Here is a 22,729-nt window from a genome sequence, read left to right on the forward strand (position 1 = left end):
CCTGACGAGGAAAGACCAGGCCGGTAACCGCCTGGAAAGTAGTGCATTATGACCCAAACCGCCCTTCCCGGCCTTGTCACGCCGCCGAAACTGCTCAAGGACACCCTGCGGATCGTTCCGCTCGGCGGCCTGGGGGAGATCGGCCGCAACATGACCGTTTTCGAAATCGACGGCAAGCTGCTCATTGTCGACTGCGGCGTCCTCTTCCCGGAGGAAACCCAGCCCGGCGTCGACCTGATCCTGCCCGATTTCGCCTACATCAAGGACCGTCTCGATGACATCGTCGCTGTCGTCCTGACCCACGGCCACGAGGACCACATCGGTGCCGTTCCGTACCTGCTGCGCCTGCGCGCGGACATTCCCGTCATCGGTTCCCGGTTGACGCTGGCCCTCATCGAGGCGAAGCTGCTGGAGCACCGGATCAAGCCGGTCACCCAGACCGTCACCGAGGGACAGGTGCAGAAGTTCGGCCCGTTCGAATGCGAATTCGTGGCCGTCAACCACTCCATCCCTGACGCCCTCGCCGTGTTCCTCCGCACATCCGGCGGCACCGTGCTGCACACCGGCGACTTCAAGATGGACCAGCTGCCGCTGGACGGCCGGATCACCGACCTCCGCCACTTCGCCAAGCTGGGCGAAGAAGGCGTGGACCTGTTCATGTCGGACTCCACGAATGCCGACGTGCCGGGCTTCACCACCGCAGAGAAGGAAATCGGGCCCACCCTGGACCGGCTCTTCGGCCAGGCCTCCAAGCGCCTGATCGTCGCGTCCTTCTCCTCCCACGTGCACCGCGTGCAGCAGGTCCTCGACGCCGCCGCCAACCACAACCGCAAGGTGGCCTTCGTCGGCCGCTCGATGGTCCGCAACATGGATATCGCCGAGAAGCTCGGCTACCTCGACGTGCCCAAGGGCATCCTGGTCGACATCAAGAACATCGACAACCTGCCGGACAACCGTGTGGTGCTGATGTCCACCGGTTCCCAGGGCGAGCCGATGGCAGCCCTGTCCCGCATGGCCAACGGTGACCACCGCGTCGTCGTCGGCAAGGGTGACACCGTCATCCTCGCGTCCAGCCTGATTCCGGGCAATGAGAACGCCGTGTTCCGCATCATCAACGGGCTGCTCAAGCTCGGCGCCGACGTCATCCACAAGGGCACCGCCAAGGTGCACGTCTCCGGCCACGCCGCCGCCGGCGAGCTGCTGTACTGCTACAACATCCTGGAGCCGCTCAACGCGATGCCGGTGCACGGTGAAACGCGCCACCTGATCGCCAACGGCAAGATCGCCCTGGACTCCGGCGTCCCCGAGGAAAGCATCCTCCTCGCGGACAACGGCACCGTCATCGACCTTCGGGACCACCAGGCGGACATCGTCGGCCAGGTCGAGGTCGGTTTCGTCTACGTCGACGGCTCCAGTGTCGGCGAAGTCACGGAAGCGGACCTCAAGGACCGCCAGACGCTCGGCGATGAAGGCTTCATCTCCATCATCACGGTGATCCACCGCGCCACCGGCAAGGTTGTCTCGGGCCCCGAGATCCACGCCCGCGGCGTGGCCGAGGACGACTCCGTCTTCGACGAGATCATCCCCAAGATCAACGCCGCCCTGGAAGAAGCCGTGCTCAACCGCACGGACCACACCACGCACCAGCTGCAGCAGGTTGTCCGCCGCGTGGTCGGCACCTGGGTCAACCGCAAGCTCCGCCGCAAGCCCCTGATCATCCCGGTGGTCCTGGAGGCCTAAGCCCTGGCCGCCCAGGCGCTTCGCTTCGCACCCTAACGGCCTTCCCGGCCTGCCGCAGGCTCCAGCTTGCGGCAGACCGGGGGGCCGTTTTTGCGTGCCCGGCCGGCAACATGGTCCCCGCGGAGGCCCGGAAATCCGCGGTTTTCGGCCCGGAGTCAGGTACCGTTGCAGGTATGGCGACACGTACTTCCTCCGCGCCTAGGGGAAACCCCAGCGGTAAATCAGGCAGCTCTTCGGCTCGGGGCTCCGGCCCGGCTGCGTCCAAGACCAGCAAGCCCTCCGGAACAACAGGTACCGCGCGCACCCGCCAGCTGGCCGCCGTCGAACCCCCACAGCCCTGGCTGCACCGGGTTGTGGCCGGCGCCTGGCTGGGCGTTGCCCACGTCGTCGGGGCGGGAATCCGCCGGATCGGCTACGACGTCAGCGACCTCGCCCCCGAGGACCGCCGCGACGGCGCAGCCCTGTTCAACCTCGCGCTCGGAGTCTTCGTCGCCACCTTCGCCTGGTGGGGCTTCCAGGGCTGGTTCCCTGACATGGTCTACGGAATCGTCAACGGCACCTTCGGCTGGATGTCGCTGCTGCTGCCGCTCATCCTGTTTGTCTGCGCCTTCCGGTTGTTCCGCCAGCCCGTCGACGGCCGCGGCAACAACCGGATCGGGATCGGCTTCCTGATCATGACCTTCGCCGGCACCGGCCTGGCCCACGTCATTGGCGGGGAACCGGCCGTCGCCCAGGGCTTCGACGGACTGCGCCAGGCCGGCGGCATGCTCGGCTACCTCGCCGCCGCCCCGCTGGCCGCCATCCACCCGGCCGTCCCGCTGGCCGTGTACGGCCTGCTCACCTTCACCTCGCTGCTGATCGTTACGGCCACGCCGTTCGGCGCCATCCCGGGCCGGCTGCGCGGCGCCTACGAGCACCTCATGGGCATCGACCTGCAGGACCAGGAAAACGACGCAGACGGCCATGACCGCAGCTACCTCTACGAAAACGACACTCCGGCCCCGGCTAAAAAGAAGCGCCGCCGCCTGTTCGGCAAGGACCAGGACGAGGAAGCCGGACTCGAAGGCTACGTCGGCGACGAGGCCTTCGAGCGGGCGCTCATTGCCGACGAGGAAGCCGAAGCCGCCCGATCCGCCGGTGGCGCCAACACCGGAGCCAGGGGCTCCAAGTCCGTCGCGCCGGGGGTGCGCCGCCCCACCCAGGCCGAGATCGCCGTCGAGAAGATCAAGGCAGCCCAGGGTCTGGGCAACGCCGCAGGCAGTGTTGGCGGAGCAGCCGGGGACAACGCCACCGAGGCGATCCCGCTCGTCACCCCGGGCATGGTGGCCGCCGGTTCGCTGAACCCGGCAGCCCCCGCGCCGGGCGCCGCCGCCGTGGCAGCCGCCGCGAAGGTCCCCTCCAATCCTGTGGCCCCCGCACCGCTGCCCATTCCGATTCCGCAGCGGACTGAACAGCTCTCGCTTGCCGGCGACGTGACGTACACACTGCCGCCGTCGGATGTGCTGACACCGGGCTCCATCCCCAAGGAACGCACCGACGCCAACGACGCCATTGTCGCCTCACTGACCGAAACCCTGAACCAGTTCAACGTCGAGGCACAGGTCACTGGCTTCAGCCGGGGCCCCACCGTGACCCGCTACGAGATCGAGCTCTCCCCGGGCACCAAGGTGGAACGCGTCACGGCGCTGTCCAAGAACATCTCCTACGCCGTCGCCAGCTCGGACGTCCGCATCCTGAGCCCCATCCCCGGCCGGTCCGCGATCGGCATCGAGATCCCCAACACGGACCGCGAGACCGTGTCCCTGGGCGATGTGCTCCGCAGCCAGAACGCCCGGCGGACAGAGCACCCCATGGTCATCGGCGTCGGCAAGGACGTCGAGGGCGGCTACGTCGTCGCGAACCTCGCCAAGATGCCGCACCTGCTCGTGGCGGGTGCCACCGGTGCCGGCAAGTCGGCGTTCGTGAACGCCATGATCACGTCCATCCTGATGCGCGCCACGCCCGACGAGGTCCGCATGGTCATGGTGGACCCCAAGCGCGTGGAACTCACCGCCTACGAGGGTGTCCCGCACCTGATCACCCCGATCATCACCAACCCCAAGAAGGCTGCCGAGGCCCTGCAGTGGGTGGTCCGCGAAATGGACGCCCGCTACGACGACCTCGCCAACTACGGCTTCAAACACATCGACGACTTCAACAAGGCCGTCCGCGCCGGCAAGGTCCACCCGCCCGAGGGGTCCAAACGGGTCATCCGGCCGTACCCGTACCTCCTGGTGATTGTCGACGAACTCGCGGACCTGATGATGGTCGCCCCTCGCGACGTCGAGGACTCGATCGTCCGCATCACCCAGCTGGCCCGTGCCGCCGGCATCCACCTCGTGCTTGCCACCCAGCGGCCCTCGGTCGACGTCGTCACCGGCCTGATCAAGGCCAACGTGCCCTCCCGGATGGCGTTCGCCACCTCCTCGGTCACCGACTCCCGCGTGGTCCTGGACCAGCCGGGCGCCGAGAAACTGATCGGCCAGGGCGACGCGCTGTTCCTGCCGATGGGCGCCTCGAAGGCCATGCGTGTCCAGGGCGCCTGGGTCACCGAATCCGAAATCCATAAGGTGGTCGAGCACGTCAAGGGCCAGCTTAAGGCCGTGTACCGCGAGGACGTCGCCCCCGAGGCGCCGAAGAAGCAGATCGACGACGACATCGGGGACGACCTCGAGGTCCTGCTGCAGGCCACCGAGCTTGTGGTCACGACCCAGTTCGGGTCCACCTCGATGCTGCAGCGCAAACTGCGTGTCGGCTTCGCGAAGGCAGGACGGCTCATGGACCTGCTCGAATCCCGCGGCGTGGTCGGCCCCTCGGAGGGCTCCAAGGCCCGCGACGTCCTGGTCAAACCCGATGACCTGGCGACGGTTCTCGCGGCCATGAAGGGCATGGAGGTGCCCGCCATCGCCGATGCGCAGACCGCAGCGCTGAGCGAGAACGCCAACGCGAACGTCGCCCAGGGCGGCTACGCGGAGGACCTCGTCGCCGCAGACCTGGACCGGCGCTCCCAGAACACGCAGTACTTCGATGGCGCAGACGGCGCAGACGGCGCAGCCGGCGCAGACGGTGCCGGCGGCGGGTATCGGGGCTCCCGCCGGGGCTCCGGCGACGATGAGGACGGTTCCGAGGACGCCTGGTCGCTCACCGGACGGTAGCCTAGGAGGGTGACTAGCGCCGAAGCCAACAGCGCCGGATCCGCGTCCCGGATCTGGAACCTGCCGAACATCCTGACGATGCTGCGGATTGTGATGGTGCCGTTCTTCGTCTGGTTCCTCCTGCTGGACGCGCCGGGGCTGGTCGCCCAGAACGGCGTGTGGCGCTGGATCGCCGCGGCGACCTTCGCCGTCGCGATCTACACGGACAAGCTCGACGGCGACATCGCCCGCAGCCGCGGCCTCATCACCGACTTCGGCAAGATCGCCGACCCCATCGCGGACAAGCTGCTGATCGGCTCTGCCCTGGTGATGCTCTCGCTCCTGGGGGAGCTGCCCTGGTGGGTGACCATCCTGATCCTCGTCCGTGAGTGGGGTGTCACCGCCCTGCGCTTCTTCGTCATCCGCTACGGTGTGATCCCGGCCTCGCGCGGCGGGAAACTCAAGACCGTCATCCAGACCGTGGCGATCTTCCTGTACATTCTCCCGCTGTCCTCGATTGCGCCGTGGCTCGGTTTCGTGGCCTTCGCGGTCATGATGGTGGCCCTGGCCATCACGGTCTGGACCGGCGGCGAATACGTCATTGAGGCCCTCAAGCTGCGTGCCAGCGGCATCCGGGCCCGGCAGCAGAAGATCCAGGAGGGCAAGCCATGACCACTGGCCACCGCACCATCAACCTGCATCATCTGGCCGAAGAGGCCGTCACCGGGGCGATCGGCCGCGGCTTGACCGTCGCGACGGCCGAATCCCTCACCGCGGGCATGGTGGCCGCCGTGCTCGCGGACACTCCCGGCGCGTCCGGGATGCTGCAGGGCGGGGTGGTGTCTTACCAGAATTCGGTCAAGGCCGGGGTGCTCGGAGTGCCCCGGGAACTGCTGGACACCGTCGGTGCCGTCGATGGGCAGGTCGCGGAGGCCATGGCCGAGGGCGCCCGCAGGCTCTGCGGCGCCGACGTCGGCGTCTCCACAACCGGCGTCGCCGGCCCGGAGCCGCACGGCGGCAAGGACGTGGGCTCCGTCTACATCGGCGTAGCCACCGCGGACGGCTCGACGTCGTACGAGTACAGCTTCGAGGGGAGCCGGCCGGAAATCCGCGGCCAGGCCTGCGCTGCGGCGCTGGAACGGCTGCTGGAGGCTCTGGCTTCCGCAAGCCACCGGGCGTAACGTTGCCGGGAACAAAACTCGATTCCCATTAGTTGTTACATTGTGTCGCTTCCGAATAAGGGAGGCGCCTAGGATGAAAGCATCAGCAGTGTCCGCTGTGACCAGCGGGCCCGACCCAAAGAGGGAGCAAGGCGATACAGATGGTAAAGCAGCCCGTATCCGTTAACGGCGTTGTCCGCTGGAAGGATGTGGGCCTCGCCGATCAGGCTAAGAGCGAACAGAAGGAGCGCAAGATGGTTGTACTTCGTCACGAAATCGGTGATGTTCTGCGCGATGTCCGCCAACGCCAAGGCCGTACCCTCCGCGAAGTCTCGCACAGTGCCCGCGTTTCGCTGGGCTACCTGAGTGAAGTGGAACGCGGCCAGAAGGAAGCCTCCTCGGAGCTGCTCTCCTCGATCTGCTCGGCCCTCGATGTTCCGCTCTCCATCATGCTCCGCGAAGTCAGCGACCGAGTCGCCGTCGCCGAGGGAGTTGCGGTTCCGGACACCGTCCCGCAGGAGTTTGCACAGCGCTACGGCCGTGACCTGGACCGTGAGCTCAACTCCGACCTCAACGAGGAATTGGCCAAGGGCCTCCTTTCCGGGGCACGCTAGCCCCGACACCCACTACTCGACAAAAGACCCCGGCGGTGTGCCGGGGTCTTTTGCGTGCGCTGTGTGTGCCTGTGTGTGCGTGCCCGGCGGCTTGTGGGTGGCCTGCCGGCGCGGAACCGCTGGGCTACTGCGGTTCGTCCCGGGGGAAGCCGTCACGCTCATAGGTGGCGTTGAGTTTGGCGATGGAGCGGGACAGGGTCTGCAGTTCCTCCAGCGGCCACTCGCCAAGCCGCTCCCGGAACACCTCGCGGCGCGCGTCCTGCACCTGGTGCATCCGCTCTTCGCCCGTGGGCGTCAGGCGGATGATCTGCGCGCGGCCGTCGAGCGGGTCGGCTTCCTTGGAGACTAGGCCGAGGCGTTCCAGGAAAGCGATCTGCCGGCTGACCGAGGGCTTCCCGACGCCGATGCTGGAGGCCAGCTCGGTCAGCCGCATGGCGCCCTGTTTGCGGATCACGGAGAGCAGGCCGTAGGCCGCCGGTTCCAGGTCGGGGTGAACCTGGCGGGAGAGATGGTGTGAGATCGAACGTGCGCGCCGCCAGAGCACGCTCAGCTGGTGCTCGACGGCGGTCAGCGCCGTTTCGGTGGAGTCGTCGGCGCCGCCGGGGATCCCGGGGCCAACGGCTGAGTTGCTCATGGCAACCATTCTAGAGTCCTCCTCTGCCGTGAGAGACTCGAGTGGTGCGAATCAGTGATTTTTGGCGGCTCATGGACGACGAATTCGGGGCAGGGTATTCCCGGGTCCTCAGCAGCTCCCTGGTCCTGGCGGGGGTCGGCGGCCGGACAGCAGACCAGGCCCTGGGTGCGGGCATACCGCCCCGGCAGGTGTGGCTCGCACTGTGCGAGGTCCAGGATGTCCCGCCCGAGCGGCGGCTGGGCCGCGACGTCAAACCCCGCTGACCTCCGGCTCCGGCCTGCGGCGTTCCAGGGCGGTGCCGGCAGCCCGCGCCTGACACGCCGCACCGATTGTTCGAATATCTGTTCGGGTAGGACTATGCTTTTTTTAGAGCTTTTTCCACATACCAGGGGCGAGCAGGCAACTCTGTCGGTGGGTGCCGGTAGCTTCAGTATTGACCGAAAGAACGATCACGAACATTGTTCAGGAACACTTTCCAGGACCACTGTTCACGAACACGACACAGGGCCGGAACGGCCCACTCCACAGCGAGAAAGTATTAGAGGTGTGAACCATGGCCGCAGCCCCGGATCGCCAGAAAGCGCTTGACGCAGCGCTGGCCCAGATTGACAAGCAGTTCGGCAAAGGCTCTGTTATGCGCCTTGGTGACGAAGTCCGTGCGCCCATCGAGGTCATTCCGACCGGTTCCATCGCACTGGACATTGCCCTGGGAATTGGCGGCCTGCCCCGCGGCCGCGTCGTGGAAATCTACGGTCCGGAATCCTCCGGCAAGACCACGGTGGCGCTGCACGCTGTCGCCAGTGCCCAGCGCCTGGGCGGCATCGCTGCCTTCATCGACGCCGAGCACGCTCTCGATCCCGAGTACGCCGCCAGGCTCGGCGTCGACACCGACGCCCTGCTGGTCTCCCAGCCGGACACCGGCGAGCAGGCCCTGGAAATCATGGACATGCTGATCGGCTCCGGCTCCCTGGATGTCATTGTCATTGACTCCGTTGCCGCCCTCGTTCCGCGCGCGGAAATCGAAGGCGACATGGGCGACAGCCACGTCGGCCTGCAGGCCCGCCTGATGAGCCAGGCGCTCCGTAAGATCACCGGCCGCCTGAGCCAGACCAAGACCACGGCCATTTTCATCAACCAGTTGCGCGAGAAGATCGGCGTGTTCTTCGGCTCTCCGGAAACCACCACCGGTGGTAAGGCCCTGAAGTTCTACGCCTCGATCCGCATCGACGTCCGCCGGATCCAGACCCTCAAGGAGGGCGCAGACTCCGTCGGAAACCGCACCAAGGCCAAAATCGTGAAGAACAAGATGGCCCCGCCCTTCAAGATCGCCGAATTCGACATCATCTACGGCCAGGGCATCTCGCGCGAAGGCGGCATCATCGACATGGGTGTCGAGCACGGCATCATCAAGAAGTCCGGCTCCTGGTTCACCTACGACGGTGACCAGTTGGGCCAGGGCATGGAGAACTCCCGCCGCTTCCTGCGCGACAACCCCGAACTGGCTGCCGAGCTGGAGCGGCTGATCAAGGAAAAGCTCGGCGTCGGCGTCAAGTCTCCCGCCGAAACCGAAGCAGAACCGAAGCTGAAGGCCGTTGACGGCTTCTAACGGCCGACGGCGCAAAGGGGCAGGGGGCCCGCCACGGACTCCTGCCCCCGGCTTTGCCGGCGGGGAGCCGCCCCAAGGCGGCGCCCGCCGGGCGGGTCCTGCCTCCGAACAGGACCGTGAGGCGGACCCCGCGTCCCTCGCGCGGACCATTGTCCTGCGTCAACTGACGAACTCGCCCAAGAGCCGGCTGCAGCTCGCCCGTAAACTGGCCGAGCGCAACGTCCCGGACGAGGTCGCCGAAGCCGTGCTGGACCGCTTCGAGGAAGTGAAACTCATTGACGACGCCGACTTCGCCGAAATGTGGGTGCGGTCCCGTTCGCAGAGCCGCAAACTCGCCAAGGGCGCGCTCCGGCGGGAACTCGCGGAAAAGGGCATCAACACTGAAACCGCTGCCGTCGCCCTGGAACAACTCAGCGACGAGGACGAGGAATCCGCGGCCCGCGACCTGGTCCAGCGGAAGCTCCGGGGCGTGACGGGGTTCGCGGACCGCGCCGAGCGGGACAAAACCACGCGCCGGCTCGCCTCCATGCTCGCCCGCAAGGGCTACCAGCCGTCCCAGGCCTTCCGGATCGTGGGCGAAGTCCTTGACGACGCCGTGGCCGGTTCGGATGCAGGGTCATCCGCTGATTTCTGAGGACGCCCCGGCGCCGTGCCGACCCGGTACCCTTAACAGGTGAGTTTGACCATTCCTTCCCCAGCAGCCGGCACCACCCCTTCCACGGACGCGATGTCCACCCCGGGGCCCGGGGCGCAGCCCTCCGTCCCGCAGCCGAAGGTCCGCACCTACCAGGTGCGGACCTTCGGCTGCCAGATGAACGTGCACGACTCCGAGCGCATGTCCGGGATGCTCGAAGCCGCCGGCTACGTCCCCGCCGCCGGGGAACTGGCCGACGTCGTGGTCTTCAACACCTGTGCGGTGCGGGAAAACGCCGACAACAAGCTCTACGGCAACCTGGGCATGCTGGCGCCGGTGAAGGCCGCCAACCCGGGAATGCAGATCGCCGTCGGGGGCTGCCTGGCGCAGAAGGACCGCGAGACCATCCTGAAGAAGGCACCCTGGGTGGACGCCGTCTTCGGCACCCACAACGTCGGCGCCCTGCCGGCCCTGCTGGAACGGGCCCGCCACAACAAGGAGGCGCAGCTCGAAATCCTCGAGTCCCTCGACGTCTTCCCCTCCACCCTGCCGACCAAGCGGGACTCGGTCTATTCCGGCTGGGTGTCCATCTCCGTCGGCTGCAACAACACCTGCACCTTCTGCATCGTCCCGGCCCTGCGCGGCAAGGAAAAGGACCGCCGCCCCGGCGACATCCTGGCCGAGATCCAGGCCCTCGTCGCCGACGGTGCGATCGAAGTAACCCTGCTGGGCCAGAACGTGAACTCCTACGGCGTTGAGTTCGGCGACCGGCAGGCCTTCTCCAAACTGCTCCGCGCCTGCGGGGACATCCCCGGCCTGGAACGCGTCCGGTTCACGAGCCCGCACCCTGCCGCCTTCACCGAGGACGTCATCGACGCCATGGCCGAGACCCCCAACGTTATGCCGCAGCTGCACATGCCCCTGCAGTCCGGCTCGGACAAGGTCCTCAGGGACATGAAGCGGTCGTACCGATCGACCAAATTCCTTGGCATCCTGGACAAGGTGCGCGAGAAGATCCCGCACGCCGCGATCTCCACAGACATCATCGTCGGGTTCCCCGGTGAAACCGAGGAGGACTTCCAGGCCACGCTCGATGTCGTGGAGAAGTCCCGTTTCGCCACCGCCTTCACGTTCCAGTACTCCAAGCGGCCGGGCACTCCCGCCGCCGAGCTCCCGGACCAGCTCCCCAAGGCCGTGGTGCAGGAACGCTTCGAACGCCTCACCGCCCTGCAGGACAGGATCGCCGCCGAGGAGAACGCCCGCCAGCTCGGCCAGCGCGTGGAGGTCATGGTCACCGCCCAGTCCGGGCGCAAAGCCGGGGAAACCCACCGGCTCTCGGGGCGGTCCCGCGACCAGCGCCTGGTCCACTTCTCCGTGCCGGCCGGCGCCGGGACGCCCCGCCCCGGCGACCTCGTCACCGTGACCATCACCGAAGCCGCGGCGTTCCACCTCGTGGCCGACCCGGCGTCGGCGGACGACTACAGCCTTCGCCGCTCTCAGGCCGGGGACGCCTGGGACAGGTCCCAGGCGGACTCCTGCGGCGCACCCGTTCCGGGATCCGCCGCCGGCACATCAGGAGTGTCCCTGGGCATGCCCACCCTTCCCGTCCGCGGCCGCTAGTCCGTGGCGGATCCGCAGGACGCCCCGGCGGGCAACGCGCAGGCCGCGGAGGACACTGCAGCCCAGGCCGGCATAGCCAAGGACAGTGCAGCCCAGGCCGGCGCAGCCAAGGACAGTGCAGCCCAGGCCGGCGCAGGACCGGCTTTGCCGGTGATCGCCGTCGTCGGACCCACCGGATCCGGCAAGTCCGACCTTGCCGTCTCGCTGGCGCTGGAGCTCGACGGCGAGGTCATCAACGCGGACTCCATGCAGTTCTACCGCGGCATGGACATCGGTACCGCCAAGATCACCCGGGCCGAGCGCAGGGGAGTGCCGCACCACCTCCTGGACATCCTGGACGTGACCGAGGACGCGAGCGTCTCGGACTTCCAGCAACAGGCCCGTGCGCTCATTGCCGACATCCATGCCCGCGGCAAACGCGCCATCCTGGCCGGAGGCTCCGGGCTCTACGTCCGCGCCGCCCTGGACGTGCTGGAATTCCCGGGCACGGATCCGGCCATCCGGCGCCGGCTCGAGGCGGAACTGGAAACCGGCGGAGCGGCGCCGCTGCGGGCGCGGCTGGAAAGCGTGGACCCGGTCTCGGCCGGCCGGCTCGGCGATGCGCGCCGGATCATCCGCGCCCTCGAAGTGTACGAGCTCACCGGGAGGCCCTTCAGCTCGTTCATGCCCACCCGCGAGTACGTCCGGCCCGCGGTGCAGATCGGGCTTGAGGTGGACCGCGGGCAGCTCCGGGAACGGCTCGCCCTCCGGGTCCACACCATGGTGGACAGCGGGCTGGTGGAGGAAATCCGGACGCTTGACGCCGCCGGACTCCGGCTCGGCCGGACGGCACCGCGCGCCCTGGGCTACGCCCAGTTCCTCAAGGTCCTCGACGGCGACTCCGACGCGGCGCAGGCTGCGGAGGAGACCATCGTGGCGACCCGGCAGTTCGCCCGCCGCCAGCTGACCTGGTTCCGGGCCGACCCCCGGATCCACTGGCTCGACTGGCAGGACCCGGACCTCGTGGCCAAGGCCGCCGCCCTCTGCCCGGCAGGCTGAACGTCCCGCGTCAGTCCCGCGTCAGTCCCGCGTCAGTCCCGCGTCAGTCCCGCGTCAGTCCCGCACCAAGAGGGTGGTTGCCGGGGCGGTCCGCCGGCGGACCGGACCGGAACGGTAACCTTGGAGCATGAACGAAACCCTGGCCGTGGCCGCTGACCGCAACTCCACCGGTGACACTGCAGCCCTGAGCGGACTCAAGTTTTCCAAAGGCCACGGGACGGGCAACGACTTTGTGCTCCTGGCGGACCCCAACGGCACCCTGGCAGTGACGCCGGAGCAGGTTGCGGCACTCTGTGACCGGCACCGCGGCATCGGTGGCGACGGACTGATCCGGGCCGTTCCGTCCCGGCTGCTCGCGGAGGGCCAGGAGCTGCTGACGCAGCACCCGGACGCCGAATGGTTCATGGACTACCGCAATGGCGACGGCTCGCTCTCGGAGATGTGCGGCAATGGCGTCCGGGTCTTCGTGCACTTCCTGATCGCCGAGGGCCTTCTCGATCTGCCCGCCGGCGAATCGCTGACCATCGGCACCCGGGGCGGCGCCAAAACGATCGTCCGCACCGCGGCCGGCTACGCCGTCGACATGGGCCCCTGGGAGTTCATCTTCCCGGGCGAGGCCACCGGACGGGCCATGGATTCGCTGGTCAGCGCGACGGGGCTCGAGGTGCCGCGGCCCGCCCTGTCCGTCAGCATGGGGAACCCGCATACCGTCGTGGCGCTGGCCGAACTGGCCGAGCTGGAAGCCACGCAGCTGTTCACGGCACCCCACGTGGATCCCGTGCCGCCCCGCGGCACCAACGTCGAGTTCGTCGTTCCGTCCGAGCCGCTGGTCCACGACGGCGTCGGAACCATCACCATGCGCGTGCATGAGCGGGGAGTGGGGGAAACGCAGTCCTGCGGCACCGGAGCCTGCGCGGCCGCCGTCGCAATCCGCCACTGGGCCGGCCAGGGCGCCCCGGACGTGTGGAACGTCCACGTCCCGGGCGGCACCGTCGGAGTGAAGTTCTTCCTCGGCGCGGAGGGCCACGAGCACGTGGAGCTCAGCGGCCCTGCGGTGATCGTCGCTAGTGGGACGCTTTCCTGACCCGAAGGATGCGAAACGACTTCGAGGTGCTCTCGCGCGTCACCGCAAAGCTGCTGTCCAGCTCCGCGGCCAGCCAGCGCTGCAGGGAATCCGAGCCCAGGTTCTTCTGCACCACCAGCCATGCGGAGCCGCCGGGCGCCAGCCGCGGCAGCCACAGCAGCAGCAGGGCATGAAGCTCGTCCTTGCCGACCCGGATGGGCGGGTTGGACCAGATCGTGTCGAAGCGGAGCCCGGGGTCGACGGCGCCGGGCGTGCTGGCCGTGACATTGCGCAGCCCCAGCAGCGCGGCGTTTTCGTTGGTCAGGCTCACGCACCGCTCGTTGACGTCCACGGCGTAGACCTGGGCGTGCGGTGCCCGCAGGGCCAGGGTCAGCGCGATCGGACCCCAGCCGCAGCCGATGTCCAGCAGCGTTCCCTGCGGGGCCGGGGCGGGAGCCTCGGCCAGCAGCACGGCCGTGCCCTTGTCGATGTTGTCCGGGCTGAAGATGCCCGAGGACGTCTGCAGGTGCCGGGTTTCACCGGCAAGCTCCACGGTCAGTGGCTTGCGGGTGAACGGCCCGGCCGGCTGGGCGCTGAAATAGTGTGCAGACTCCATAACTGCCCAGATTAGTTGGCCCCCGGCCCGTAGGCGAAACCGCGGCATCGGGCCGGAGGCAGCTGGACCGTCTGCTAGTGTTAAATGCATGTTCTTGAACTTCAAATAGCCGGCGCGGGTTAAGTCTGGCACGGGTTAAATCCGGCACTGGTTAAATCCGGCCCGTCCCCGTCCCCGCAGCGACGCAGGTAGCTACCTTCCGCTCAGTGCGCCCCCCGCGATGATCCTGCCAAGGACCCCGCCGCCGGTGCCCGGTCCGCGTGGAGTCCGGCAGTGCTCATGGAGCCGGGCCGGGCGGAAAGCTCCTCCCCTCGAGGCCAACCACGCCTGTCTCCTCTCCTTCCCGCCGCTCCCACGCGGAGCCCACACTGTCCCGGCACCGCTTGCCGCGGGCACTCCAGGAGCCCCCCTTTGACGAATAGTCGTCAGCCCAGCGCGAATACCGCCCCCGACACCACCGATCGGCACTATTCTGGAACTGCCGAACCTCTGAAGGAGACCATGACCAGTCAGCCCAACACCGGACCCGATTCAGCAGCCCAGGACATGAGTCCTGCGGAAATCCAGGCTGTCATCGACCGGATCCTCTCCAAGGACACCCCTGCCCGGAAGGCAGCCCCGGCTGCCGGCGAGCCCACGTCGGTGCTCGGCAAAGCGCAGGCGATCTCCCGGAAGGACGAGGAACACAGCAACTACGACGGCGACCAGCAGGACCTCGAGGAACGGCACGCCCTGCGCCGTACCGCCGGGCTGTCCACCGAACTCGAAGACGTCACCGAAGTCGAATACCGGCAGTTGCGCCTCGAGCGCGTCGTACTGGCCGGCCTCTGGACCGAAGGCACCCTCGCCGACGCCGAGAACTCGCTCCGAGAACTCGCCGCCCTCGCCGAGACCGCCGGCTCGGAGGTCCTCGACGGGATTGTGCAGCGCCGCGCCAAGCCCGACCCCGGAACCTTCCTCGGCTCCGGCAAGGCCCAGGAGCTCAAGGACATCGTGATGTCCACCGGCGCCGACACTGTCGTCGTCGACGCCGAACTGGCACCGTCCCAGCGCCGCAGCCTCGAAGACATCGTCAAGGTCAAGGTCATCGACCGCACGGCCCTGATCCTGGACATCTTCGCCCAGCACGCCAAGAGCCGCGAGGGCAAGGCCCAGGTGGAACTGGCCCAGCTCGAATACCTGCTCCCGCGCCTGCGCGGTTGGGGTGACTCGATGTCCCGCCAGGCCGGTGGCCAGGTGGGCGGTGCCGGTGCCGGCATGGGCTCGCGCGGTCCCGGTGAAACCAAGATCGAACTGGACCGCCGCCGGATCCGCACCCGGATGGCCAAACTGCGCCGGGAAATCGCCGCGATGAAGCCGGCCCGGGAAACCAAACGCGCCAACCGCCGTCGTAATTCCGTGCCGTCCGTTGCAATCGCCGGGTACACCAACGCCGGCAAGTCCTCGCTGCTGAACCGGCTGACCGACGCCGGTGTCCTGGTCGAGAACGCCCTGTTCGCCACGCTGGACCCGACGGTCCGCAAGGCTGAAACCTCGGACGGGCTGGGCTACACCCTGGCCGATACCGTGGGATTCGTGAGGTCGCTCCCCACCCAGCTCGTGGAGGCTTTCCGCTCCACCCTGGAGGAAGTCGCGGACGCGGATCTGATCCTGCACGTCGTGGACGTCTCCCACCCGGATCCGGAAGGCCAGATCGCCGCCGTCCGCAAGGTGTTCAGCGAAGTCGACGCCCGCAAGGTGCCGGAAATCATCGTCCTGAACAAGGCCGACGCCGCGGATCCCTTCGTGATCGAACGGCTCAAGCAGCGCGAACCGCGCCACGTGGTGGTGTCGGCACGCACCGGCGAGGGCATCCCGGAACTGCTCAAGGCCATCAGTGAAGGCATCCCGCGGCCCAGCGTGAAGCTCGAACTGATGATCCCGTACAACCGGGGGGACCTGCTCAGCAAGCTGCACGAGACCGACGCCGAGATCCTCAGCCTCGACCACGAGGAAGCGGGCACCCGCGCCGTCGTGATGGTCCGCGAAGGATTCGCCGCTGAACTGGATTCGTTCATCAGCAATGACTAAGGCAGCGGTGACCGGGGCGGACACCGGCGCGGGCGATCCGGCGGGGGCGGCCCCCGCAACGGAGGATCCCGCAACAGCGGATCCCGCAGGGACGAACGCTGCAGGGACCGAAGCCGCCGGAAAAAACCCGGCAGGAACACGCGGCCCGGCCGGCGGGGAGTTCGTCATCGAACTGCTCGACCGTGCCGTCGCCGGCATGGGCGGCCAGAGCCGGGACGGCCAGCACGAGATGGCCCGGCAGGTGGCGCACGCGATTGACAGCGGCGACCACCTGCTGGTCCAGGCCGGCACCGGAACCGGCAAGTCCCTCGCGTACCTGATCCCGCTGATCGCCCATTCGCTCGTCAGCGACAAGCCCACCCTGGTCTCCACGGCCACGCTGGCCCTGCAGACCCAGATCGTCGGCCGGGACCTGCCCCGGCTGCTGAAGGCCATCACCCCGGCGCTGGAACGGCCCGTCAAAATCGCGCTGGTGAAGGGCCGCTCCAACTATGTGTGCCGCCACAAGCTCGACGGCGGCTTCCCCTCCGAGGAGCCCTCCGAAGGCCAGCTCTTCTCACTCGGCGAGGACACGTCCGTGCCGCATTTCGCCGCGGCGATGGGCGGCCCGTCGTCGCAGCTCGGCAAGGAAGTCGTCCGGCTGCGCGACTGGGCCGAGGATACCGTGACGGGTGACCGGGACGAACTCCTGCCCGGGGTCACGGACCGTGCCTGGCGGCAGGTGTCCGTCACCTCCATGGAGTGTCTGGGCGCGCAGAAGTGCCCCCTCGCGGCCGAATGCTTCAGCGAACTGGCCCGGCAGAACGCCGCGGACGCCGACGTCGTCGTCACCAACCACGCCATGCTGGCCGTCAGCGCCTTCGAAGGCCTTGCGGTCCTGCCCGAATACGACGTTGTGGTGGTCGATGAAGCCCACGAGCTCCAGGACCGTGTGACGGGCGCCGTGTCCGGTCAGCTCTCCGTCGCGATGGTGCACGTCGCCGCGTCCGGGGCCCGGAAAAACACGGGCATCACCGTGGACGCCCTGAACAACGCCGCATCCAACCTCGAACTTGCCATTGAAGGGGTCCCCAGCGGACTCATGCCCAACGGCCTGAACAGCGAACAACTGGACTGTGTGGACCAGTTGCGGGACGCCTGCCGTGCGGCGCTCTCCGACTCCAAGGGGGACAGCGCCAACACCGCAGACGGCGGGCGCCAGCTCGCGCGCTCCCGCCTCATGGTGATCCTGGAGCTCTGCGAACGGCTGCTCGCCGCCCGCGAAAACCGCGAGGTGGTCTGGTTTTCCCGCAACAGCACCTTCGACCCGCAGCAGGGGTACTCCCAGCCCGACGAGTCCGCGCCGGCCCTGATCAACATCGCCCCGCTCAGCGTCGCCGGGCGGCTTCGCGAGGGCCTGTTCGCGGACCACACCGTCATCCTGACCTCGGCGACCCTGGCGATCGGGTCCGCCTTCGAACCGGCCGCCGGCGGCCTGGGCCTGGTCGGACCGGGTGCCCCGAGCTGGACCGGGGTCGACGTCGGCTCGCCCTTCGAATATCCGAAACAGGGCATCCTCTACGTTGCCCGGCATCTGCCCAAACCCGGCCGCGGCACGTCACCGGAGGCCCTCGACGAGCTGGAGAAGCTGATCCGGGCCTCCGGCGGCGGGGCCCTGTGCCTGTTCTCCTCCCGGCGCGCCGCCGAGGACGCCGCTGAGGCCATGCGGCCGCGGCTGGACATGAGCATCCTTTGCCAGGGGGATTCGACCATGACCGCGCTGGTGAAGCAGTTTGCCGACGAACCGGACACCTGCCTCTTCGGAACCATGTCGCTGTGGCAGGGTGTCGACGTGCCGGGGGCCTCGTGCCGCCTCGTGGTGATCGACAGGATTCCGTTCCCGCGGCCCGACGATCCGCTGATGACCGCACGGTCCCGTGCGGTGGCCCAGGCCGGCGGCAACGGGTTCATGAGCGTCTCCGCGACCCACGCCGCCATCCGCCTGGCCCAGGGCGCCGGCCGGCTGATCCGCACGACGACGGACAGGGGAGTGGTGGCAGTGCTGGACTCACGGCTCTCCACCGAGCGCTACGGGGGATTCCTCCGCGCCGCCCTGCCGCCGTTCTGGCCCACCACGGACCCAGCGGTCGCCCTTGCTGCCCTGGAGCGGCTGGCGAAGGAACCCGGGCAGCCGGCCACGTAGTCCTTCAGGGAACGGACAGGGCCCCGTCCGTTGCCGGCGGGGCCCTGTTCGCAGCTGGTGACGTGCCGCCTGACCGGCTCTAGAGGGAGCGCAGCACCGAGACGACTTTGCCCATGATGACCGCGTGGTCGCCGAGGATGGGCTCGTACTGGGTGTTCTGCGGCAGCAGCCAGGTGTGGCCGTCGCGCTGGCGGAACGTCTTGACCGTCGCCTCGTCGTCCAGCAGTGCGGCGACGATGTCACCGTTGATAGCGTCGCCCTGCTGGCGCACCACCACCCAGTCACCGTCGCAGATGGCGGCGTCGATCATCGAGTCCCCCGAGACCTTGAGCATAAAGAGCTCGCCGTGGCCCACGAGCTGGCGGGGCAGCGGCATCACGTCCTCGACGACCTGGTCGGCCAGGATCGGCCCGCCGGCGGCGATGCGGCCCACCAGCGGCACCATGGCGGTGTCGGTGGCGCTGGCCAGTTCGGACACGGACAATCCGCCGACAGTGCGCAGGCCGCCGGGCTTCCCGGCCCCAGGGGCCTTCGTGCTTGCCTCGTCGAGGGTCAGCGGCATCAGCACCTCCATGGCGCGGGGACGCTTGGGGTCGCGCCGCAGGTAGCCCAGCTTCTCCAGCTGTGAGAGCTGGTGGGTGACGCTGGAGAGGCTGGCCAGGCCAACGGTGTCACCGATCTCGCGCATGGACGGCGGATAGCCGTTGTCCGTGACCGAGCGCTGAATGGTTTCCAGGATCTTCTTTTGCCGGACGGTGAGGCTCTTGGGTGGCCGGGCTGCCTGCGGGCCCCGCTGGGTGGCCCTGCCGCCAGTGGCTTGTGCTGCCATGTTCGCCAACGCCTTTCCGTTCCGCCCGGCCGCCGTGGCTGCGGCTGCCGGGAACTTCCGGCCTGAAATGTCAGACCCTGCTGATCAACTGCAGAAGTGGTTGTTCTTTGACTCAAACGTAGGCCAGCCACAGGGCTTTTTCAAACATTTGTTCTAGCGAGTCTCGACAATGTTCGTCAGTAAGTGCTAAAACAGAACAAGCATAATTCGAATATGTGTTCTAGTCGGGCACTGTTCGGACACAGCATGACGTTCGGTTCTTTGTTCGAAGGTTAGGCCGGTTGGCGGCAGGTACGTGGAGTACGCCGGGCGGCACAGTATGGTCCAGGAGGGCTCAGTTCATGTCAGCATCAAGCGCGTTTCACGACACTTTCGGCCGCGGCGCATTCGGCGACTGCCGCCGGCCCGACGGCGGTGCGCCCGCCGGCCAGCGGGGCTTCCTCAGGAAGCAGGGCCACGTTAGCCGGCAGGGCTCCCTTGGCCGGCGGGGCTCCCTTGGCCGGCAGGGCTCCCTTGGCCGGCGCAGCCCGGCTGGCGGGAACGGTGCTTCAGGGCTCGGGCAACGGGTCAGGCAGGCGCCGCTGCGGCTCACCCGGCGGGGGCGTTTTGTCTTCATCGGGGTGCCGCTGATCCTGCTGGCCGCGCTCCTGCTCTCCTTCAGCGGCTTCCTCAACGCCCCGGCCAAGGCGGCGGAGTCCGCTGCCGGGCTGTCGCTGACCCCCGCCGTGACCGTTACGGTGCAGCCCGGCGAGTCCCTCTGGGCCATCGCCGAAGCCGTGGCACCGGAGCGCGACCCCCGCGACGTCGTCACCGATATCATCCAGCTGAACAACCTCGAAGCTGCCCGTGTCGTGCCCGGCCAGGCGCTCTTTCTCCCGTCCAAGTAGCGCGTCGGACCCGTCACAGTTTCAGGGCCTGCCGCAATCTCACTTAAACTGGTGAAGTGACTGACCAGCTAGAGCGACTGAACCGACTTCCCCTCCGGACCAACCTGCGCGGCCTGACGCCGTACGGCGCGCCGCAGCTGGACGTCCCCATCCTGCTCAACGTCAATGAGAACACCCATGGTGTCCCGGCCGACGTGCGCGCCGCCATCTCCGAGGCCGTCACGATTGCCGCGGCCGGCCTGAACCGCTATCCGGACCGCGAATTCACGGAACTGCGCGAAGCACTCGCGGAATACCTTGGGCACGGACTGGGTGCTGAGAACATCTGGGCCGCAAACGGCTCCAACGAGGTCCTCCAGCAGATCCTTCAGGCCTTCGGCGGCCCGGGGCGCACGGCCCTCGGCTTCCCTCCCACCTACTCCATGTACCCGCTGCTGGCCTCCGGCACGGACACCGGGTACATCGTCGGGGTCCGTGCCGACGACTATGGACTCAGTGCCGCATCGGCCGCCCGCCAGGTCCGCGAACTTGCGCCGAACATCGTCTTCCTGTGCTCCCCGAACAACCCCACCGGCACCGGGCTGGGCCTGGACGTCGTGGAGGCCGTCTACGAGGCCGGTGAAGCCAGCCAGACCATCGTGATCGTCGACGAGGCGTACCACGAGTTCGCCCACGACGGCACGCCCAGCGCCCTCGCGCTGCTGCCGGGCCGGGAACGGCTGATCGTCTCGCGCACCATGAGCAAGGCCTTCGCCCTCGCCGGCGCCCGGATTGGCTACATGGCGGCAGCACCCGAGGTGACGGACGCCCTGCGCCTGGTCCGGCTCCCGTACCACCTCTCGGCCATCACCCAGGCGACAGCCCTGGCCGCCCTGCAGCACCGGGTCGCGCTGATGGCCGACGTTGAGGACATCAAGCGCCAGCGCGACAGGATCGTGTCCGAGCTGCAGCGCATGGGCCTCAAGCCGGCGCCCTCCGACTCGAACTACGTCTTCTTCGGCGGCCTGGATAATTCCCACGAGGTCTGGCAGGGCCTGCTCGATGCCGGTGTGCTGATCCGCGACGTTGGCATTCCCGGGCACCTGCGCGTCACCGCCGGAACTGAGACGGAAACCACAGCGTTCCTCGAAGCCCTCGAACGGATCCTGGCCGGCCGGGCCGTGCAGCCCGCCTAGACTTAACACAGGACATCCACCCTGCCTGATCGCCGGGCACCGTCGTCATCCAAAGGACACCCACAATGAGCAACACCGGATCAACAGCTGGCGAGGGCCGGACCGCACGCATGGAACGGACCACCAGCGAATCATCCGTGCTGGTCGAGATTAACCTGGACGGCACGGGCGTCTCGGACATCAGCACCTCGGTCCCGTTCTACGACCACATGCTGACGGCGCTGAGCAAGCACTCCCTGATCGACATGACGATCAAGGCCACCGGCGATACGCACATTGATGTCCACCACACGGTCGAGGATGTGGCCATCACCTTCGGCGAGGTCCTGCGCACCGCGCTCGGCAACAAGGCCGGTATCCGCCGCTTCGGGGAAGCCACGGTTCCCCTCGACGAGGCCCTCGCGCAGGCCGTCGTCGACGTCTCCGGCCGCCCGTACCTCGTGCACGGCGGCGAGCCTGCCGGCCAGGAATACCACCTGATCGGCGGACACTTCACCGGTTCCCTGACCCGCCACGTCTTCGAGGCGATCACCCTGCACGCCGGAATCTGCCTGCACATGAACGTCACCGCCGGACGGGACCCGCACCACATTGTCGAGGCCCAGTTCAAGGCCTTCGCCCGCGCCCTTCGCGCCGCCGTCGAGCCGGATCCCCGCGTCAAGGGCATCCCGTCAACCAAGGGTGCGCTGTGACCGGCAAGGTCCTGAAAGACGGCGCCATCATCAACCCCGACGCCGGCAGGAAGCCGGCGTCGGCCGCCGGCAAGCCCACCGTTACGGTCCTCGACTACGGCTCCGGCAACGTCCGTTCCGCCGTGCGCGCCCTCGAACGCGCCGGTGCCGAGGTGATCCTCAGCTCCAGGCCGGAGGATGTGCTCAACGCCGATGGCCTCGTGGTCCCCGGCGTCGGAGCGTTCGAAACGGTGATGCGCGAGCTCAAAGCCGTCGACGCCATCCGCATGATCGGCCGCCGCGTCGCCGGAGGCCGCCCCGTGCTGGCCATCTGCGTGGGCCTCCAGGTCCTCTTCGAGGCCGGCGTCGAGCACGGCACCGAAGCCGAAGGCATGGGGGAGTGGCCCGGAAAGGTCGAGCTCCTTCCCGCCGACGTTGTCCCGCACATGGGCTGGAACACCGTGTCCGTCCCGGCGGGGTCCAGGCTGTTCGCCGGTGTCGAGGAGGAGCGTTTCTACTTCGTGCACTCCTACGGGGTCCAGCAGTGGGACTTCGACGTCATCCAGCCCCGGATGACGGCGCCGCTGGTCACCTGGTCGGAGCACGGTGCCCCGTTCATCGCGGCCGTCGAAAACGGCCCGCTGTGCGCCACGCAGTTCCACCCCGAGAAGTCCGGCGACGCCGGCGCGCGCCTGCTGCGCAACTGGGTGGAGGGCCTGCGGGACCGTTCCGGGACAGCGGCAGCCCAAAGTTCAGAAGACACTGCAGCCGCCGCCGGCACTCCCGCCGCCCCGGAAGCCGGGACCGCCTAGATGTGGTCCATCGTGCTGATGGGGCTCGCCGGCCTGCTGGTCGGCGGAGCGCTGTCCTTCCGCCAGCAGAAGAGCCCCCGCTGGGTCCAGGTCGTGTTCTACGTCCTGGCCGGGATGGCGCTGCTCGCCGCCTACCTCCTGACGCTTTCCACTTCCTGACGCTTCCCGCCGCCTGACGCCCGGCTGCGCCCCCGACCACCTGCCG

21 protein-coding genes are annotated in these 22,729 nt (G+C 68.0%); 18 read left to right on the forward strand and 3 right to left on the reverse strand.

What is annotated here, in order from left to right; all coding sequences use genetic code 11:
* Positions 1-48 precede the first annotated feature (48 nt).
* From ACZYX4_RS05025 to ACZYX4_RS05045, 5 genes are all read left to right on the forward strand, one after another.
* Complete coding sequence (locus ACZYX4_RS05025; protein ID WP_463874166.1) at positions 49-1,740, forward strand: ribonuclease J; 1,692 nt, start codon at positions 49-51, stop codon at positions 1,738-1,740.
* A 173-nt stretch (positions 1,741-1,913) separates the two neighbouring features.
* A complete protein-coding gene (locus ACZYX4_RS05030; RefSeq protein ID WP_463874167.1) occupies positions 1,914-4,934 on the forward strand; it encodes an FtsK/SpoIIIE family DNA translocase in 3,021 nt (1,006 codons plus the stop codon).
* A gap of 9 nt (positions 4,935-4,943) precedes the next feature.
* Positions 4,944-5,585, forward strand: a complete 642-nt coding sequence (gene pgsA / locus ACZYX4_RS05035; RefSeq protein ID WP_463874168.1) for a CDP-diacylglycerol--glycerol-3-phosphate 3-phosphatidyltransferase — start codon at positions 4,944-4,946, stop codon at positions 5,583-5,585.
* On the forward strand, positions 5,582-6,094 hold the full coding sequence (locus ACZYX4_RS05040; RefSeq protein WP_463874170.1) for a CinA family protein: 513 nt from the start codon (positions 5,582-5,584) through the stop codon (positions 6,092-6,094). Before pgsA ends, ACZYX4_RS05040 begins: the two co-directional genes overlap by 4 nt.
* A 140-nt stretch (positions 6,095-6,234) precedes the next feature.
* Positions 6,235-6,687: a helix-turn-helix domain-containing protein gene (locus tag ACZYX4_RS05045; RefSeq protein WP_307458478.1), complete on the forward strand. Its 453-nt coding sequence runs from the start codon at positions 6,235-6,237 to the stop codon at positions 6,685-6,687.
* A gap of 124 nt (positions 6,688-6,811) precedes the next feature.
* Here ACZYX4_RS05045 and ACZYX4_RS05050 read toward each other — a convergent pair whose 3' ends face one another.
* Positions 6,812-7,321, reverse strand: coding sequence for a MarR family winged helix-turn-helix transcriptional regulator (locus tag ACZYX4_RS05050; protein ID WP_463874171.1), 510 nt, complete (start codon positions 7,319-7,321; stop codon positions 6,812-6,814).
* A 44-nt stretch (positions 7,322-7,365) separates the two neighbouring features.
* Between ACZYX4_RS05050 and ACZYX4_RS05055 the strand changes: the two genes are divergently transcribed.
* The 6 genes from ACZYX4_RS05055 (at position 7,366) to dapF (ending at position 13,303) form a co-directional block, all read left to right on the forward strand.
* The gene (locus ACZYX4_RS05055; protein ID WP_463874173.1) at positions 7,366-7,584 is read left to right on the forward strand and encodes a DUF3046 domain-containing protein; all 219 of its coding nucleotides are present in this window, start codon (positions 7,366-7,368) and stop codon (positions 7,582-7,584) included.
* Between the two features lie 290 nt (positions 7,585-7,874).
* Positions 7,875-8,927 carry a recombinase RecA gene (recA, locus tag ACZYX4_RS05060; RefSeq protein WP_463874174.1) on the forward strand — a complete coding sequence of 351 codons (1,053 nt, stop codon included), beginning with the start codon at positions 7,875-7,877 and terminating at the stop codon, positions 8,925-8,927.
* 148 nt (positions 8,928-9,075) lie between these two features.
* On the forward strand, positions 9,076-9,561 hold the full coding sequence (locus ACZYX4_RS05065) for a regulatory protein RecX (protein ID WP_463874265.1): 486 nt from the start codon (positions 9,076-9,078) through the stop codon (positions 9,559-9,561).
* Between the two features lie 39 nt (positions 9,562-9,600).
* Positions 9,601-11,181 carry a tRNA (N6-isopentenyl adenosine(37)-C2)-methylthiotransferase MiaB gene (miaB, locus tag ACZYX4_RS05070; protein WP_463874176.1) on the forward strand — a complete coding sequence of 527 codons (1,581 nt, stop codon included), beginning with the start codon at positions 9,601-9,603 and terminating at the stop codon, positions 11,179-11,181.
* 144 nt (positions 11,182-11,325) lie between these two features.
* On the forward strand, positions 11,326-12,219 hold the full coding sequence (gene miaA / locus ACZYX4_RS05075) for a tRNA (adenosine(37)-N6)-dimethylallyltransferase MiaA (RefSeq protein WP_463874266.1): 894 nt from the start codon (positions 11,326-11,328) through the stop codon (positions 12,217-12,219).
* Between the two features lie 127 nt (positions 12,220-12,346).
* Entirely contained in the window at positions 12,347-13,303 is a 957-nt protein-coding gene (gene dapF, locus ACZYX4_RS05080) for a diaminopimelate epimerase (protein ID WP_463874177.1), read from the forward strand.
* Here the strand turns inward: dapF and ACZYX4_RS05085 are convergent.
* Positions 13,284-13,898 (reverse strand): class I SAM-dependent methyltransferase, encoded by a 615-nt coding sequence (locus ACZYX4_RS05085; protein WP_463874179.1) that lies wholly within the window; start codon positions 13,896-13,898, stop codon positions 13,284-13,286. The two genes, dapF and ACZYX4_RS05085, sit on opposite strands and share 20 nt — an antisense overlap.
* Positions 13,899-14,399: 501 nt before the next feature.
* Between ACZYX4_RS05085 and hflX the strand changes: the two genes are divergently transcribed.
* Together hflX and ACZYX4_RS05095 are read left to right on the forward strand one after the other, a co-directional pair.
* On the forward strand, positions 14,400-15,968 hold the full coding sequence (gene hflX, locus ACZYX4_RS05090) for a GTPase HflX (protein ID WP_463874180.1): 1,569 nt from the start codon (positions 14,400-14,402) through the stop codon (positions 15,966-15,968).
* On the forward strand, positions 15,961-18,150 hold the full coding sequence (locus ACZYX4_RS05095; RefSeq protein WP_463874181.1) for an ATP-dependent DNA helicase: 2,190 nt from the start codon (positions 15,961-15,963) through the stop codon (positions 18,148-18,150). The genes hflX and ACZYX4_RS05095 overlap by 8 nt, the downstream gene beginning before the upstream one ends.
* Positions 18,151-18,229: 79 nt before the next feature.
* Here ACZYX4_RS05095 and lexA read toward each other — a convergent pair whose 3' ends face one another.
* Positions 18,230-18,979 carry a transcriptional repressor LexA gene (gene lexA / locus ACZYX4_RS05100; RefSeq protein WP_463874182.1) on the reverse strand — a complete coding sequence of 250 codons (750 nt, stop codon included), beginning with the start codon at positions 18,977-18,979 and terminating at the stop codon, positions 18,230-18,232.
* 341 nt (positions 18,980-19,320) lie between these two features.
* Here lexA and ACZYX4_RS05105 point away from each other — a divergent pair, with 341 nt between their 5' ends.
* From ACZYX4_RS05105 to ACZYX4_RS05125, 5 genes are all read left to right on the forward strand, one after another.
* Positions 19,321-19,866: a LysM peptidoglycan-binding domain-containing protein gene (locus ACZYX4_RS05105; RefSeq protein ID WP_463874183.1), complete on the forward strand. Its 546-nt coding sequence runs from the start codon at positions 19,321-19,323 to the stop codon at positions 19,864-19,866.
* A 56-nt stretch (positions 19,867-19,922) separates the two neighbouring features.
* Positions 19,923-21,041 (forward strand): histidinol-phosphate transaminase, encoded by a 1,119-nt coding sequence (locus ACZYX4_RS05110; RefSeq protein WP_463874185.1) that lies wholly within the window; start codon positions 19,923-19,925, stop codon positions 21,039-21,041.
* Between the two features lie 65 nt (positions 21,042-21,106).
* The gene (gene hisB, locus ACZYX4_RS05115; protein ID WP_463874187.1) at positions 21,107-21,733 is read left to right on the forward strand and encodes an imidazoleglycerol-phosphate dehydratase HisB; all 627 of its coding nucleotides are present in this window, start codon (positions 21,107-21,109) and stop codon (positions 21,731-21,733) included.
* Positions 21,730-22,524, forward strand: coding sequence for an imidazole glycerol phosphate synthase subunit HisH (gene hisH / locus ACZYX4_RS05120; RefSeq protein WP_463874188.1), 795 nt, complete (start codon positions 21,730-21,732; stop codon positions 22,522-22,524). The genes hisB and hisH overlap by 4 nt, the downstream gene beginning before the upstream one ends.
* Positions 22,525-22,683: a hypothetical protein gene (locus ACZYX4_RS05125; RefSeq protein ID WP_463874190.1), complete on the forward strand. Its 159-nt coding sequence runs from the start codon at positions 22,525-22,527 to the stop codon at positions 22,681-22,683.
* Positions 22,684-22,729 lie beyond the last annotated feature (46 nt).

This window comes from Pseudarthrobacter leeuwenhoeki (assembly GCF_055412885.1).